Genomic DNA, 13,585 nt, shown 5'->3' with positions numbered 1-13,585 from the left:
GGCCATTGCCTGCCCGGCCCGTTTGTGCGCCGATCGCCCTCTCAGAAGGCCGTGGGTGCGGGCCTCTCCGACGAAGGATGCGCCTGCCGATGGCCAGCGAACGAAACCGGCAGGCGACGAGTTGGGCCGCGCCTCCGAGAACGATTACATCCTCACCGCTCCATGAAACGGCGGATGTCCTCGGGATGAAGCTGATCCTTCAGGGCCGCCCTGAGGGCATCGGCGCCACGGCGTCGCAGATCATCGTTGAAGTCGCCCTCGACCGGCGTGAGCGTGACCGCCTCGATCCCGAAGCTCGCTGCTCTGGAGGCGAGGCTGTCTCTTGCGCCGTCCCCGGCCGGGTCGCGATCGCGCAGGACATAGAGCCGGCGCAGGGACGGCGGGAACAGGATGGCAGCGAGGTGAGCGGCTGAAAGCGCCGCCAGCATCGGCATGTGGGGCAGAACCTGACGGGGCGACAGCACGGTCTCGATGCCCTCGCCGGCTACGAGAACCTCAGCGGCAGTGTCGAAGCGGACTGCGTGGCCGAGAAGGTCGCCCATCGCCCGCCGCGGTGTTTCGACAGGTGCCTTGCCGGAACCGTCCGGGGCGAGCCAGGTGCGATGCGCGCCGGTCTGGTGGCCGGAGAGATCGGTGACGGCGGCGACGAGTGCCGGCCTGATCTCGGTGGGCGAATGCTCATCGGGCCTGTAATAGCACCGGGGATGGTAGCGCAGCGCGGCGGTGCCCGAGAGGCGGGTGATCGCCCGCCCGCGCAGGTAGATCTCCGCAAGCGTGCCGCCGATCGGCTGCGCCATGGCGAAGAGGCGGCGAGACGCTTCAGGCGAACCGGACGCCACGCTGGACGTGCTGCCGGTCGGCGTCTTCGTCTTCTCCGGTTCGGGATGCGGGAGAGCGAGGAAACGGCGCGCTTCCTCGGCCACGTCCTTGAAGTCGACGAGGCCAAGCGATTGCCGGATGATGTCGAGCAGATCGCCATGCTCCCCAGTGGCCATGTCGGTCCACTTCCCCGCCGCGCCCTTGCCGGATTCAGGCCCGGTGAGGCGGACAAACATGGATCGCCCAGGCGTGTTTTGCACATCGCCGACCAGCCAGTATCGTCCGGCGCGCTGGCCGGACGACAGATAATGGCGGCAGACCGCCTCGGCCTCCCGACCGAGACGGATCGCCAGTTCCGAGACATCGTGACGGGGCATCATGCTGCCTCCCGCTCGCCGATGCGCTCGACCGGCCAGCGGTCGAGAACCTTGCCGAGAACGGCAGGGCCAGTCCCATCGACCGGAACGAACATGCGCAGCTTCCATGAGATGATTTCGTGGAAGAGGCCATAGGCCGAGAGGCGCTGACGCATCATGTCGGTAAAGCCGGAGAGTTCGATCCGGTTCGCGCCCATGACGCGGACCCGCCGAAGCTGAAGGCCCTCGGCGAGATCGAGGATCGTCCGACCTTCCATCAGCGCCGCAAAGGCATCATCCGGCGTGACCGATGCGGTTCCGGTCTTGGTCGCGTTCGCGGCCCAGGCTGGAGAGACCTTCCGGCCGATGATGCGCTCGCCGGCGTCAGACTGGAGCCGATAGACGCGGGTGGAGTCATTGGGCAACCGCTTCCAGATCGGCAGCAACAAGCCCGTGACCATATGCAGGGTGCTGTCGGCAAACTCCGGCACTTCTGCAACCTCGGCCTCCCAAGCCGATGCGAAGACGTCCCGGTCGGCCTCGACCCAATGGGTTTCGCCCATCATTCTGACCGGGACGTTATGGGCCTCCATCGGCCGGATCAGGCGGACGCGGCGCTCGATCTCGCCATCATCCAGCATGACGCTCGTGCTGGGGATCTGCACCGCCGCGCGACCCGAGCGCTCGTTGATCAGCAGCTTCGCACGCGGATCATCGAGTTCGGCCAAGGCGGCGTCGAGCGTCACCGGCCGGTTGCGCTTGCGTTCGGTGATAGTCAGCAGGCTGGTCTCGGCCCCGGTGCGCGGATGGGTGTAGATCACCTGCCGGTCCGCCACCACGAAGCTTTCGGCGCGCAGCGTCTCCAGTCCGGCATCATAGGTGCCCGAGGCGATGGCGCCCTCAATCCGCGCGGTCAGAAGCTGCTCGAAGGCGGTGAACAGCACGCCCTGAAGCTCAATGGTCAGGGCGAGCAAACGGTTGAGAAACGTGGTGATCGCCGGCAAATCATCCTTGATGCCGTTCGAGTCCATCAGCTTCAGCCCCGTTGCGGCCTCGAACCGCTCCAAGCTGCATCCCTCGACCTTGCCCCGCACCAGCAGGAGATAGAGCTGGCGCAGCGCGTCGCGGGCGTAGTGGCTCTCCAGATTGTCTTCCGGGCGGAACAGGCCCTGACCGCCGGTCTGGCGCTGGCCGCGCGTGATCGCACCCAAGGTGTCGAGGCGGCGGGCGATGGTCGAGAGAAATCGCTTCTCGGCTTTCACATTGGTCGAGATCGGCCGGAACAGCGGCGGTTGCGCCTGATTGGTGCGGTGCGTGCGGCCAAGCCCTTGGATGGCGGCATCGGCCTTCCAGCCCGCTTCGAGGAGATAGTGGACGCGCAGCCGGGTGTTCTTCGCCGAGAGTTCGGCGTGGTAGCTGCGCCCGGTGCCGCCGGCGTCGCTGAACACCAGCACACGCTTGCCATCATCCATGAACGCCTGGGTCTCGGCGAGATTGGCCGAACCGGCGCGATTCTCCACGACCAGCCGGTCGATGGTCACGCTGCGCTTGCGAACGATCCGGCGCGAGCGGCCAGTGACCTCGGCCACGGTGTCAGTGCCGAAATGCTGGATGATCTGGTCGAGCGCGCCGGGGACCGGCGGCAGGCTGGCGAGGCTTGCGATCATCTCGTCGCGCCGCGCCACGGCCTCCCGGCTTTCGACTGGCTGGCCGTCGCGATAGACCGGGCGAGACGACAGGTTGCCCTCCGAATCCGTGAACGGCTCGTAGAGCTGGACCGGGAAGGAATGGGCGAGGTAGTCGAGGACATATTCGCGCGGCGACAGGTCCATTTTCAGGTCGCCCCATTCCTCGGTGGGGATCTCGGCGAGCCTCCGTTCCATCAGCGCCTCGCCGGTCGAAACGATCTGGATGACGGAGGAATGGCCCGCCTCCAGATCGCTGGTGATCGAGCGGATCAGCGTCGGGGTTTTCATCGACGTGAGCAGGTGCCCGAAAAAGCGCTGCTTGGCGCTCTCGAAGGCCGAGCGGGCGGCGGATTTGGCCTGCCGGTTCAGCGTGCCGGAGCCGCCGTCGCCGCCGGTGATGTTGGCGGCCTGCATCGCGGCATCCAGGTTGTTGTGGATGATGGCGAAGGCATCGGCGTAGCTGTCGTAGATGCGGATCTGCTCCGGGGTCAGCTCATGGTCGAGCAGCTCGTATTCCACGCCTTTGAATGACAGCGAACGGGCGGTGTAGAGGCCGAGGGCGCGCAGGTCGCGGGCCAGCACCTCCATTGCCGCGACGCCACCGGCCTCGATCGCCTCGACGAATTCCGCCCTGGTCGAGAACGGGAAATCCTCGCCGCCCCAGAGGCCCAGGCGCTGCGCATAGGCGAGGTTGTGGACGGTGGTGGCGCCGGTGGCCGAGACATAGACGACGCGGGCCTGCGGCAGGGCATGCTGGAGGCGCAGCCCGGCGCGACCCTGCTGGCTGGCGGCGACATCACCGCGTTCTCCCTTGCCGCCGGCGGCGTTGGCCATGGCATGCGCCTCGTCGAAGATGATGACCCCATCGAAGTCGGAGCCCAACCATTCGACGATCTGTTTGACGCGCGAAACCCTTTCGCCGCGGTCGTCGGAGCGCAGCGTGGCATAGGTTAAAAATAGGACGCCTTCGCCCAGAGTGATCGGCTTGCCTTGTAGGAAGCGCGACAGCGGCGTGACCAGCAGCCGCTCCATGCCGAGGGCGCTCCAGTCCCTTTGTGCGTCCTCCAGCAGCTTGTCCGACTTCGATATCCAGACCGCCTTACGCCGCCCTTGCATCCAGTTGTCGAGGATGATGGCAGCGGATTCCCGGCCCTTGCCGACACCAGTGCCGTCGCCGACCATGAACCCTTGGCGGAAACGGATGGCACCCTCGGCCTCCTCCGGCGCGGCGGACAGGCTGTCGAGCGTGTCATCGACCGTCCAGGCCCCGGCGAGGAAGCCCGTATGGGCCTCGCCGGCATAGATCACGGTTTCCAGTTGCGCCTCGGACAGCTTGCCGAGAATGTCGGCTGGCAGCATCGGCCGGTAGCTCGGCTTCGGCGGCGCGATGCTCGCCATCGACGCCGATTGCACGAGCTGGGTCGGATGCGCCTGCGCGCCGGCGATGCGGATGGTCTGGAGACCGTATTCCTCATAGATCGCATCGGAGAGGCGGCCGTCTTCGGCCGGTGCCCAATCGACGGTCTCATAGGCGAGCGGCACCCCCTCCGGCTCGGCCAGCGGCGCGGCGGGCGCAGCCCTCGCCGTTCGGTTGACATAGCCGCGCACGGTGCGGGGGACGGCAGGCCGCGCGATCGGCACGGCAACGCCGGGATCGACCGGCAGCCGCGCGGGCAACTGATCCGCCAGCCAGCCCATCAGCGTCGCCACGTCCGGCGCGACTCCGATTGCTGTCGGAAACACCGCAGGGTCGTCGGCGGGCAGCTTGTCGATGACGGTCAGCCGGGTTGGGATCGTGGTGCCATGCTTGGCATAGACCGACCCATCGACTGCGGCGGAAAAGGTGACGCGGCCGCGCTCCTGCAGCCGGGTCCAGGAGGCGGTCCATGCCGGATTGTCGGCGGCGAAGCTCGCCCCGGTGATGGTCACAAGCCGCCCGCCGGGCGCAAGGCGCGCCAGCGCCGAGGCGACATGGCGGAAGGCGGCATCGGCCATGCGGCCCTCGACATTCACCATGACCGAGAACGGCGGGTTCATCAGCACGACGGTCGGGACCAGGCCGGGATCGAGGTGATCGTCGATCTGGGCGGCGTCGAAGCGGGTCACGGAGAGGGCCGGAAAGAGAGAGGAAAGCAGGCCGGCGCGCATCTCGGCGAGTTCGTTGAGGAGCAGCGTGCCGCCGGCGATCTCGGCCAGAATGGCGAGGAGCCCGGTGCCGGCCGAGGGCTCCAGCACCCGGTCGGCAGGAGTGATCGCCGCCGCCGTCACCGCCGCAAAGCCAAGCGGGATCGGGGTGGAGAACTGCTGGAAGGTCTGGGCTTCCTCCGACCGGCGTGTATGCGTCGGCAGGAGCCCGGCGATCTTGCCGAGCTGCGGCAGGATAGCCGCCGATGACCCGGCTCTGCGGAAAAGCGCAGCGCCGTATTTGCGCAGGAAGAGGACGGTCGCCGCCTCGCAGGCATCATAGGCGGTCTTCCAGTTCCAGGCGCCGGTGGCATCGGAAGCGCCGAAGGCCGCTTCCATGGCGCCGCGCAGGGTTGCGGCATCGACACGCTGACCGCGTTCGAGATGCGGCAGCAGGAAACCGGCAGCGGTGAAGGTGGAAGCAGCCGTCTCGGCGTCATGGTCGAGTGGAAGCGGCGCGGCGGCGGAGGCCGCCGCGGAAGCAGAGATCATGTTCATCGGAGATTCCTTGGGAGAGCGGAATAGGACCGAGCCGCACGGCGCTCTCTCTCGACCGCACCGGCTCAAATCCCTTCCGGTCGCTCTCTCCCTCTCAAGCCGTGGCGTAAGCAGGCATGAAACAAGCGCCCGGCCGAGAGGCGGAGCGCTTGTCGGGGTCAGCCAAAACGGCGTCCGGCTTTGGTGAAGGTATATTCGTTGGCGGTGATGGTCTCATCCACCGCCTCACCCGAGGAGAGGTAGTCGTATTCGCGCTCAAGCTGGCGGTAGAGCCAACGGGCCAGATCGCGCAGCGCCTCAATCACGATCTCCTCGGCATCGGCGGTCATGTCCTGATATGTCTGGCTGTCGCGTTCGACGGAAATCGCCATGCAATACTCATGGTAGTAGCGACCACGATGGCTGGCCTCGGCGCGAAGCTGGTAGAAATTGCGTCGCTGGATTGCCTGAAGGGCATCGGCGATACCGTGCAGGGCCGTATCCTGCGGTGCATGGGATCGAATCTCGGCCGAGGCGTTCTTCCCATAGGAGTAGAACCCTTCCCAACAAGCGCCATCGCCTTGTGACCAGAAGCCTGAGAAGAAGATGCGCGGCTCCCGCCGCGAGCCGCCGCCATACAGGCGCACGGTGCGGGTCTTGAAGCGGATGCCGAGGATTTCCGCGATCCGCTGGAAATCCTCATAGACCGCATCATACCAGTCGTAGTCGAACCCGCCTTCGCGATACCAGGCGCGGGCCTTGTCCTTCGCCGTGTCGGAAAGCTCGTCGAGCCGATAGACCGTGGTTTCGATGATCTCAGATGCCGTAATGGGGTGGCTGCCCGGGGCTGAAGCGGATCCAGAACTTTTCCCGCTGGGAAATTCGGGCGCTTCGTTGCTTGATTCAGGCTGCCTGTCATTGGGATCAAGAGGGGAGTGATCTATGGGTGTTTTCGTTGGCATTGACGTATCTCTCGAAAGTTCTGCGGTTTGCGCCGTGGACGAACACGGCAAGCTTGTGAAGGAAACGAAAGTCGCGAGTGACCCCGGGGCATTGAACGCCTGCATCAGGAATATGCCGGGAGTGGTAGAAGCGATCGGTATCGAAGCCGGACCCTTGTCCCAGTGGCTTCATAAATCTTTGACCGACCTTGGACTGCCGGTGGTGCTGATGGAGACCCGGCAAGTAAAAGCCGCCTTGAAAGCTGCGCCGGTAAAGACCGATCGCCGCGATGCTGCTGGCCTGGCCCGCTTGCTGCAGATGGGTTGGTTCCGGCCAGTCCATTGCAAGTCGCTTTCCGCGCAGGAGCTTAGGGTGCTTCTCGGTGCACGCCGATCCGTGCAAGACGCCGCTATCAACATCGAGATGTCTATTCGGGGCATGCTGCGCAATTTCGGACTTCGACTTGGTCGGATTGGCAAAGTCAGCTTTGAAGACCGTGTTCGCGAATTGACCGATGGCAACAAGCTCATCCAGCTTTCAATCGAACCGATGCTCAGGGCTCGAGCTGCGTTGCGCAGCGAGCTTGTGCGCCTTGAACGCCTGGCACGAGACATCACCCGCGAGGATCCAGTTTGTCGCTTGATGATGACGATGCCCGGAATTGGTCCGGTCGTCGCATTGACTGTCCGCTCAACCATCGATGACCCCGGCAGGTTTCGGCGGTCGAAAGATGTTGGCCCATCAATTGGATTGACACCTCGTCGCTACCAATCCGGAGAGACGGATATCATCGGCGGTGTCACCAAAGCTGGCGATCTGGATATGCGGACCGCACTGTATCAAGCTGCCACCGTGGTGATCCATCGCTCGAAAAAGCCGACTTGGTTGCGCGCATGGGCGGAGCGGGTTGTTCGTCGGCGTGGCGTTAAGCGGGCCGCGGTCGCTCTGGCCCGCAGGATGGGTGTGATTCTGCATCGCATGTGGGTCGACAACACCGAATTCCAGGCTGCCAGGATGGCTTAAAGCCAGCCAAGTTGCCGCGACTGAAAACAACGAACTGGCCGACCTGAAAACCGGCCATCGAGGTCCTCACCAGGACGCGGTTTCCGACGACGCCGCCCGATGCCTTGTAGCCGAAGCTTCTGCTCCGAGCACGTATCTCAGATAGGCGCGCGGAGACCGCTTTGAACCAGCATCAAGTTGGCGACCACTGCGTCGACCACGGACAGAAGCGCGAACCGGTGTAGGATCACAATCGATGGAACGGTATCGAAAGCGCCAGAGGGGGTGACCGCCAGGACTTATCCGTTCCGCCTAGCCATGCCCTCGAAGCGCTCAGCCTCGAGGGGGCCTTTTGTTGAATATTACCCATTGACTGCACTGGCCCCATTACAGAAGGCATAGGGATCACCTCCGTCCAGGACGATCTCCAGCCAGCTGCCGCTATAGATCCAGTCCACGGTCTCGCCGGTGGCGAGATCGAGGGCATGCGCGCCACCACCGAAGGCGTTGACCCTGGCTTGCGAGCAGGCGGTCGCATACTGGAAGCCCCAGAGGCCCGACAGGCCGAACGCGGCCGCGCAGCGTTTTACGAACTGGATCACATGCTCGGGATCGCCGGTCTCATCGTCGCGCATCCAGAGCTGGGTGCCGCCATGCTCAGGCTGGATCGACAGAATGAATCCTTCCGAGGGAGGGTCTTCGGCAGCGTTTTCCTCTGAAAGTGCGTTGTAGAGGTCGAGCGCGCGGGCGGCGTTTTCCGGGGTGCCTACGTCGAGCAGGCAGGAGAAATGGGTGAAATAGTTAGCCATGTCGGACTCCTGAAACGAGAAAGCCCGGCGCGCGGCCGGGCGAAGATGTGGAAGAAGGTGTCAGGCGGCCTGGGGCAGATGGAGAAGCTCCGCCGCGGTCTCGCGCCAGTAGGGATCGACCAGTCGGGCCTCGAGCAGGCTGGCGCGATAACGATGATCGCGGGCTGCGCTGTGATCGACCCGACCGGAGGCGGCGAAGGCCAGCCCGCGCAAGCGGCTGGCTTCGGTGATGATGCGGCGGGCCTCCACGTCGGAGACGACGGGCTGCTGCCAGAGGACGATTCCTGCCCGGATCTCGCCACCGAGAACCAGGCCGAGATCGCCGTCCTGAATGACGACGATACGCGGGTGAAAGCGCAGCGTGTCGTCCGCGCTGACACGAATGTCGCCGCGCGCGACGCGCTGGCTGGCAAGGATCATGGCTTCTTCGGCGGATGCGGATTGACCGATGACGACCGTGCGGTCGAATTCATCGGCCTCGTCGAGGCCCTCGTAACCGGCCGTGCCCATGCAGGAGAGGCGCAACGGCAGCTTTTGGGCGTAGCGCAGCCGGGGCAACACCTCGCGCGTGATGACGTCGCCGACCAGGGTAAAACCGGGGTGGTGGGAAAGGGTCATGGGGTTTGCTCCACGACGGGCGGCGGAAGCCTCTCTTCCACCTGCAACCCGTCACGGCCAACCGACCCACCCTCTCACTCTCCTGTTGTCGGGGTGGATCAGCACCACGGTTCGCGGCGTCCCGCCCAGGTTCGGGCCAGTCCCTCGCTGACGAGAATGTCTCCGACGTCTCGTCCCTCGACGCGGATCGCCGCCAGGGTCCGGCCATAGCGGTCGGTTCCCTGGTGCAGGATTTCGATCCGCTGGCCTTTCAGAAGCTCGGCCAGCCTGATCTTCGATTGCAGCGCGAGGTCGGTTTCATACGCGCATTGCCCCTCGATCTCGGGGGCGTCGATGTTGAAGATCCGGACGGCCTCAGATTGCCGCGTCGTGCCCAAGCGAATGGAATCGCCGTCCCAGACGCGGATTTCGGCCGGTTCGCATGACGCCGTGCAGAGCAGAATGGAAACGACAATATGGCTGAGCATGGCGAATGGCTTTCATCTTGATGGAGCGAAATCGGCGTGATCGCCGACGGTTCTTTCCGATGCGGGTCGAGATCGCAATGCCGTCCGGCACGCAAGCGGCAATCGGCGGCGATTGTCGGGAGAAGGCCCGACTGCGCTTGGGCACCGGGCCTTGGGAGTGAGGCGCTTTCGCGCCTCAGCTCCACGGATCGAGTTCCAGCTTCACCATCTCCTCGTCGCCGTCGAACTCGTCGGCCGGCATGGCGGAGTGGGTTCCATCTCCGGCCTGAAACACGACGATGGAAACCATCAGCGTGGTGGCGAGGCTGGCGGCGAAGGCGGTGGCATCTGCATAGGACATGGGTTCCGGCTCCTGTCTTGGGAGGCGGGGGACCATCCCCCGCGCGACAGGCGCCCGAAGTGTCCGACCGGATCTGCAATCACCCTCGCGCGTTCGGCTCGTCCGAATCCGCGAGGGCGGCACGCTCGCGTAAGCCGACCCCTCGTGGGTTGATTGACAAAGAGACGGTCGGACCAAGGTTCGCGAATGGAAGCGGGGGTGGTGCTTCGCCTCTGACAGGATGCCGGGAATCCCGTCATAGATGCCCCGCCGCGCCAGCCTCGTTGCCGGGCTGATCTTCAGGATGTGTTTCAGGCTGGAGATGGAATCCGCTGTCCCGCTGCGAGAAGCTGACGGCGCAATGGTGACGCTGGACCTCGATCCGTCGCTGGCTGCGCGGCGATACCCCGATGGCCCGGTCTGCGCCAGGCACAGGCGTAAGGGCTGCTCAGTCCCATAGCCCATCGGCGATCTCGCGGGCGATAATTGCCCGAGCCTCCATCATCACGTCGTCGCCGGACGTGTCGATATGACCGTAGAACCGTGTCCGGGCGCCGTGCGCGCTCCAGTCCGCATAGCGGCAATATTCGCACCTATCGAGCCGGAAGGCGCGCATGTCCTCGGCCCAATGAGGCTTCGGCTCCACGAAGACGGTGACGCCGCCGCGCGTTTCCTCCCACGGAAGCGATCGCTCCATGGGAGGGTTGCGGCGGTCGTCAGCGAAGATTTCATCAACCGTCATGATCATGCGCCACCACCATCGGCGCTTGGAACGGGGCTGTCCGGATCGGTGGAATCAGGAGGATCGCGTTTGATTTCACACGCCTTCGTCCAAAAGAACTCGTCGCGCTCCAACATGCGCTCGAAATACACGTCGCCGATCTGGTCGTCGGGCGGCAGATCGTCATCGAAGGCGTCAGTCCACCATTCTTTGGCGATCTCTGTGCGCCAGTGCATCGCCTCTTCGCTGTCGAGAAAAGCGCGCACATCGGTTCCATAGCGATGTTCATAAAGGGCGACATGAACAGTCTGAGGAATGGGCTGGCCGGGGTTGGGATGGTTGTCGGATGGCATGATCCTGTCTCCTGAAAAAAAAGGCCCGGCCGGGGCCGAGCCTATATGGGGTGGGGAGTAAGCGGGGCGACCGAGACCGCCCCGCTGGTGCGCGTCACTCGGCGGCGACCAAGGCCACCGGATCGTCGGCGGCATCGGCCGCGTTCTCATCGTCACCGGCGAGGAAATCGGGCAACGCCATGCCATTCTCGTCCTGATCGGCTGAGCCATCCACGGCCTGCGCGTCCACGGTGGGGCGCAGCGGCTCCGGCAGCCAGCCGGTATCGGCCAGAAGCCGCTCGGCCTCCTTCGCCATGTCGCCCTTCTTGAGATGCGCGATGAGATCGGCCGCGCGATCGCCGGCGCCTTCACGCACCGCTTCGAGGATGCGAGTCTTGGTCACGCGGCCGAGGTAGTTCTCGACCGTGGGTTTCCAGCCGGCTTCGACAAGATCGAGGCCGGTGGCCTGCGCCAGCCGTTCGGCCTCGGCCATGCGGCGGTCGAGACCGTGCTGCGAGATGCCATTCCCCGAATAGGGGTTCGGCCGCTCATAGAGCGCGTTGACGCCGAAGCTGACGCCATGGGCGAGCAGCGCCAGGCGGCTGGCATCGTCGAGGCCGTCGATCCAGCCCCAGAGCCTGTCGTCATCACCGGAGGGAATGTCGCCCCGCCAGGCGTCCGCGCGTTCGTCGATCATCTTCGCGGCGGCACTGTCCGCGAGCCCGGTCGCATCGGCCGGGAGATAGATGTGACGCACGGCGGCATAAAGGCTCGTTCCCGAGGTGGACGTGCGCTCGAAGGTATCGAGAACCAGCTTGTGCAGCAGGGCCGTCATGGCGACGTGCGGATTCTCGGCGAGCGCATTGCGCAGCGCCAGCGTCCGCCATGCGGTCAGGTCCGTCACCAGCCGCTCGGGCAGCGGTTTGACAGCATCGTCCTCTTCCTCGTCGGCGTCCGGGACCGGCTCGCCGCCGACAGTGATGACGGCGCGCTGCACGGCATCAGGGTCGGACGGGTCCGCGCCCTCTCCGGCATCCTCGCCATCGACCGTCTCGGGTTGCTCATCCTCGCGGCGGACGTAGCCGCTGCTGACGATCAACTCGCCCTCGCGGCCGATACTGACGAAAACACCGGCACGGGCGATGTCTTCCGGCGCGAAGGTGACGGGCCGGTTCTCGAAGGCTTCCAGCTCGGCCTCGATCTCCCCGAGACGCTGATCGGCCTCATCGGGGAGGTCGTCGGCTTCGGCATACTTGGCTTCGAGTTCGTCATACTCGTCGCGCAGCGCCTCGCGCGTGGCGCGCTCCTCTTCGGTCAGTTCCTGGGTCACACCGGCCAGCTTGCGCAGGCCGTTGGTGTGGCCGTAGGGCAGCTCGACCGCCGCGTCGATCCACTTCCAGCCTTGACCGGCGATCTCGTCGGCAATGGCGCGCAGCTTCTCGTCGACCAGGCGGTCGAGGAGCGTGACGTCCTGCAACCAGCCGCCGTTTTCCTCGGAGAAGAGGTCGCGCAGCACCGGGCCGCCCGCTGTCTCATAGGCTTCGACGCCGATAAAGCGGGCGCGCTTATCGGCGGCCGGAACCGTGGTCTCGGTCAGCATATTGCGGATCTGCCAGGGCTCCTTCTGCCACGACGTGCTGATGCGCTCCCAGACCTGATGCTGGCGCTCGTGGTCGGGGTTGACGGTGAAGGCTTCCAGCATCGCCAGCGTCATCTCGTTGCGCGCATAGGCATCGTGTAGTGTCGGCGCGACGGTGGCGAGGCGCAGACGCTGCATGATGTAGCGCGGCGTGGTCCGCCAGGCGTCGGCGATCTCCTCCTTCGACATGCCCATGTCGAACATCCGCTTGAACGCCTTGAACTGGTCGAGCGGATGCAGGGCGAGGCGCAGCAGGTTCTCGGCCAGCGAGTCGTCGACGGCCGAGGTCTTGGCGTCGGCCTTCTTGACGATGCAAGGCACAAGCCCTTCGGCCGGGAAGCGACCGGCTTCCACAAGGCGCGCGATGGACCTGTAGCGGCGGCCGCCTGCGGGTGTCTCGAAATCGCCGGTCTCATTGCCGTCCTCGTCGAATACGGCGCGGACATTGAGACCTTGCACGAGATCTTCCCGCCGGTCGATGTCATGGGTCAGGTCGTCCAGGCCGGCCTCCACGTCGATCTCGCGGACGTTGCTATCCGACAGTCGGATGCGGTTGAACGGAATATCGCGCGCCCGCGAGAACTCGATCATCTGAAGGGCGGGCTTCTTTTTCTTGGCAGCTCGGGCCATGGTGGTCATCTCCGCGACGGGCGGTCGTGAGCCTCTCTCTCGACCTCCAACCCGTCACGAAGCGAAGCGCCGCCCTCTTACTCTAAGAGGGCAGCGCTGTCGCAAGGACACGGGCTATTCAGCTTTGGAACAGCTCGTCAGTCGGCCTCGGCAACATTCGCGTTCGGGTATTCCCGCCGGTCGAAGACCGTGGCGGGGCCATGATCAGCGTGTTGAAGGGCGCCCTCTATGAAGAAGTGCTGCGGATCGAACCCTTGGTAGAAGGCATCGACCGCGGCATCCTCATCCTCTGCTTCGACCTCCTGGACGAAGCAGACCCACATCGCCCGCCGCTGGCGGACGAAGTAGCGGTTCATGGCGGGGACGCACTCGAATACCTCGTTGATGTCGCCGTCCGTCGCGGCGGCTTCAAACTGCTCGACGGCATGATTCCGGTCCGCGGCCTTGCACAGCCAGAACTCGTTCTCGGCGCCATGGCAGATGAGGAAGGTTTTCAGGGGCGTGGGTGACTGAATAGCAGGCATCTGCGTTCTCCGTGGCGGGCCGCCGGGAGCCTCTCTCCCGGCACCCAACCCGCCACGA

12 protein-coding genes are annotated in these 13,585 nt (G+C 65.0%); 1 reads left to right on the top strand and 11 read right to left on the bottom strand.

The window, feature by feature from the left end; genetic code table 11:
- Nucleotides 1-152 precede the first annotated feature (152 nt).
- The 3 genes from GBJ34_RS12520 to GBJ34_RS12510 all read right to left on the bottom strand — a co-directional run bounded on the left by GBJ34_RS12520 (nt 153) and on the right by GBJ34_RS12510 (nt 6,486).
- A complete protein-coding gene (locus GBJ34_RS12520) occupies nt 153-1,196 on the bottom strand; it encodes a DUF7146 domain-containing protein (RefSeq protein WP_080620482.1) in 1,044 nt (347 codons plus the stop codon).
- Nucleotides 1,196-5,545 carry a strawberry notch family protein gene (locus GBJ34_RS12515; RefSeq protein ID WP_080620481.1) on the bottom strand — a complete coding sequence of 1,450 codons (4,350 nt, stop codon included), beginning with the start codon at nt 5,543-5,545 and terminating at the stop codon, nt 1,196-1,198. Before GBJ34_RS12515 ends, GBJ34_RS12520 begins: the two co-directional genes overlap by 1 nt.
- Before the next feature lie 158 nt (nt 5,546-5,703).
- Nucleotides 5,704-6,486, bottom strand: a complete 783-nt coding sequence (locus GBJ34_RS12510) for an antitoxin of toxin-antitoxin stability system (RefSeq protein WP_226341154.1) — start codon at nt 6,484-6,486, stop codon at nt 5,704-5,706.
- Between GBJ34_RS12510 and GBJ34_RS12505 the strand changes: the two genes are divergently transcribed.
- On the top strand, nt 6,467-7,489 hold the full coding sequence (locus tag GBJ34_RS12505; RefSeq protein ID WP_010398690.1) for an IS110 family RNA-guided transposase: 1,023 nt from the start codon (nt 6,467-6,469) through the stop codon (nt 7,487-7,489). The genes GBJ34_RS12510 and GBJ34_RS12505 overlap by 20 nt on opposite strands.
- A gap of 341 nt (nt 7,490-7,830) precedes the next feature.
- Here the strand turns inward: GBJ34_RS12505 and GBJ34_RS12500 are convergent, their stop codons facing one another.
- The 8 genes from GBJ34_RS12500 to GBJ34_RS12465 all read right to left on the bottom strand — a co-directional run bounded on the left by GBJ34_RS12500 (nt 7,831) and on the right by GBJ34_RS12465 (nt 13,527).
- Entirely contained in the window at nt 7,831-8,277 is a 447-nt protein-coding gene (locus GBJ34_RS12500; protein ID WP_151719607.1) for a hypothetical protein, read from the bottom strand.
- 60 nt (nt 8,278-8,337) lie between these two features.
- On the bottom strand, nt 8,338-8,895 hold the full coding sequence (locus tag GBJ34_RS12495; protein WP_080620478.1) for a hypothetical protein: 558 nt from the start codon (nt 8,893-8,895) through the stop codon (nt 8,338-8,340).
- Nucleotides 8,896-8,993: 98 nt separating this feature from the next.
- The gene (locus tag GBJ34_RS12490; RefSeq protein WP_080620477.1) at nt 8,994-9,362 is read right to left on the bottom strand and encodes a thermonuclease family protein; all 369 of its coding nucleotides are present in this window, start codon (nt 9,360-9,362) and stop codon (nt 8,994-8,996) included.
- Between the two features lie 175 nt (nt 9,363-9,537).
- Nucleotides 9,538-9,702: a hypothetical protein gene (locus GBJ34_RS12485; RefSeq protein WP_164871400.1), complete on the bottom strand. Its 165-nt coding sequence runs from the start codon at nt 9,700-9,702 to the stop codon at nt 9,538-9,540.
- Nucleotides 9,703-10,129: 427 nt separating this feature from the next.
- Nucleotides 10,130-10,429: a hypothetical protein gene (locus tag GBJ34_RS12480; RefSeq protein WP_080620475.1), complete on the bottom strand. Its 300-nt coding sequence runs from the start codon at nt 10,427-10,429 to the stop codon at nt 10,130-10,132.
- A complete protein-coding gene (locus tag GBJ34_RS12475; RefSeq protein ID WP_080620474.1) occupies nt 10,426-10,755 on the bottom strand; it encodes a hypothetical protein in 330 nt (109 codons plus the stop codon). The genes GBJ34_RS12480 and GBJ34_RS12475 overlap by 4 nt, the downstream gene beginning before the upstream one ends.
- 94 nt (nt 10,756-10,849) lie before the next feature.
- Complete coding sequence (locus GBJ34_RS12470; protein ID WP_151719606.1) at nt 10,850-13,003, bottom strand: ParB/RepB/Spo0J family partition protein; 2,154 nt, start codon at nt 13,001-13,003, stop codon at nt 10,850-10,852.
- Between the two features lie 137 nt (nt 13,004-13,140).
- The gene (locus GBJ34_RS12465; RefSeq protein WP_080620473.1) at nt 13,141-13,527 is read right to left on the bottom strand and encodes a hypothetical protein; all 387 of its coding nucleotides are present in this window, start codon (nt 13,525-13,527) and stop codon (nt 13,141-13,143) included.
- Nucleotides 13,528-13,585 lie beyond the last annotated feature (58 nt).

Source organism: Gemmobacter serpentinus (assembly GCF_008973825.1).
GTDB lineage: Bacteria > Pseudomonadota > Alphaproteobacteria > Rhodobacterales > Rhodobacteraceae > Gemmobacter > Gemmobacter serpentinus.
Note: the sequence above shows the minus strand (reverse complement) of the source record. Positions and strands in the feature narration are given on the sequence as shown.

What these genes read in the sequence shown, in the direction of transcription:
- GBJ34_RS12505 (WP_010398690.1), top strand. Translation starts at nt 6,467, where the DNA reads ATGGGTGTTTTCGTTGGCATTGACGTATCTCTCGAAAGTTCTGCGGTT.
- GBJ34_RS12480 (WP_080620475.1), bottom strand. Translation starts at nt 10,429, where the DNA reads ATGATCATGACGGTTGATGAAATCTTCGCTGACGACCGCCGCAACCCT.
- GBJ34_RS12485 (WP_164871400.1), bottom strand. Translation starts at nt 9,702, where the DNA reads ATGTCCTATGCAGATGCCACCGCCTTCGCCGCCAGCCTCGCCACCACG.
- GBJ34_RS12515 (WP_080620481.1), bottom strand. Translation starts at nt 5,545, where the DNA reads ATGAACATGATCTCTGCTTCCGCGGCGGCCTCCGCCGCCGCGCCGCTT.
- GBJ34_RS12475 (WP_080620474.1), bottom strand. Translation starts at nt 10,755, where the DNA reads ATGCCATCCGACAACCATCCCAACCCCGGCCAGCCCATTCCTCAGACT.
- GBJ34_RS12520 (WP_080620482.1), bottom strand. Translation starts at nt 1,196, where the DNA reads ATGCCCCGTCACGATGTCTCGGAACTGGCGATCCGTCTCGGTCGGGAG.
- GBJ34_RS12470 (WP_151719606.1), bottom strand. Translation starts at nt 13,003, where the DNA reads ATGGCCCGAGCTGCCAAGAAAAAGAAGCCCGCCCTTCAGATGATCGAG.
- GBJ34_RS12490 (WP_080620477.1), bottom strand. Translation starts at nt 9,362, where the DNA reads ATGCTCAGCCATATTGTCGTTTCCATTCTGCTCTGCACGGCGTCATGC.
- GBJ34_RS12495 (WP_080620478.1), bottom strand. Translation starts at nt 8,895, where the DNA reads ATGACCCTTTCCCACCACCCCGGTTTTACCCTGGTCGGCGACGTCATC.
- GBJ34_RS12465 (WP_080620473.1), bottom strand. Translation starts at nt 13,527, where the DNA reads ATGCCTGCTATTCAGTCACCCACGCCCCTGAAAACCTTCCTCATCTGC.
- GBJ34_RS12500 (WP_151719607.1), bottom strand. Translation starts at nt 8,277, where the DNA reads ATGGCTAACTATTTCACCCATTTCTCCTGCCTGCTCGACGTAGGCACC.
- GBJ34_RS12510 (WP_226341154.1), bottom strand. Translation starts at nt 6,486, where the DNA reads ATGCCAACGAAAACACCCATAGATCACTCCCCTCTTGATCCCAATGAC.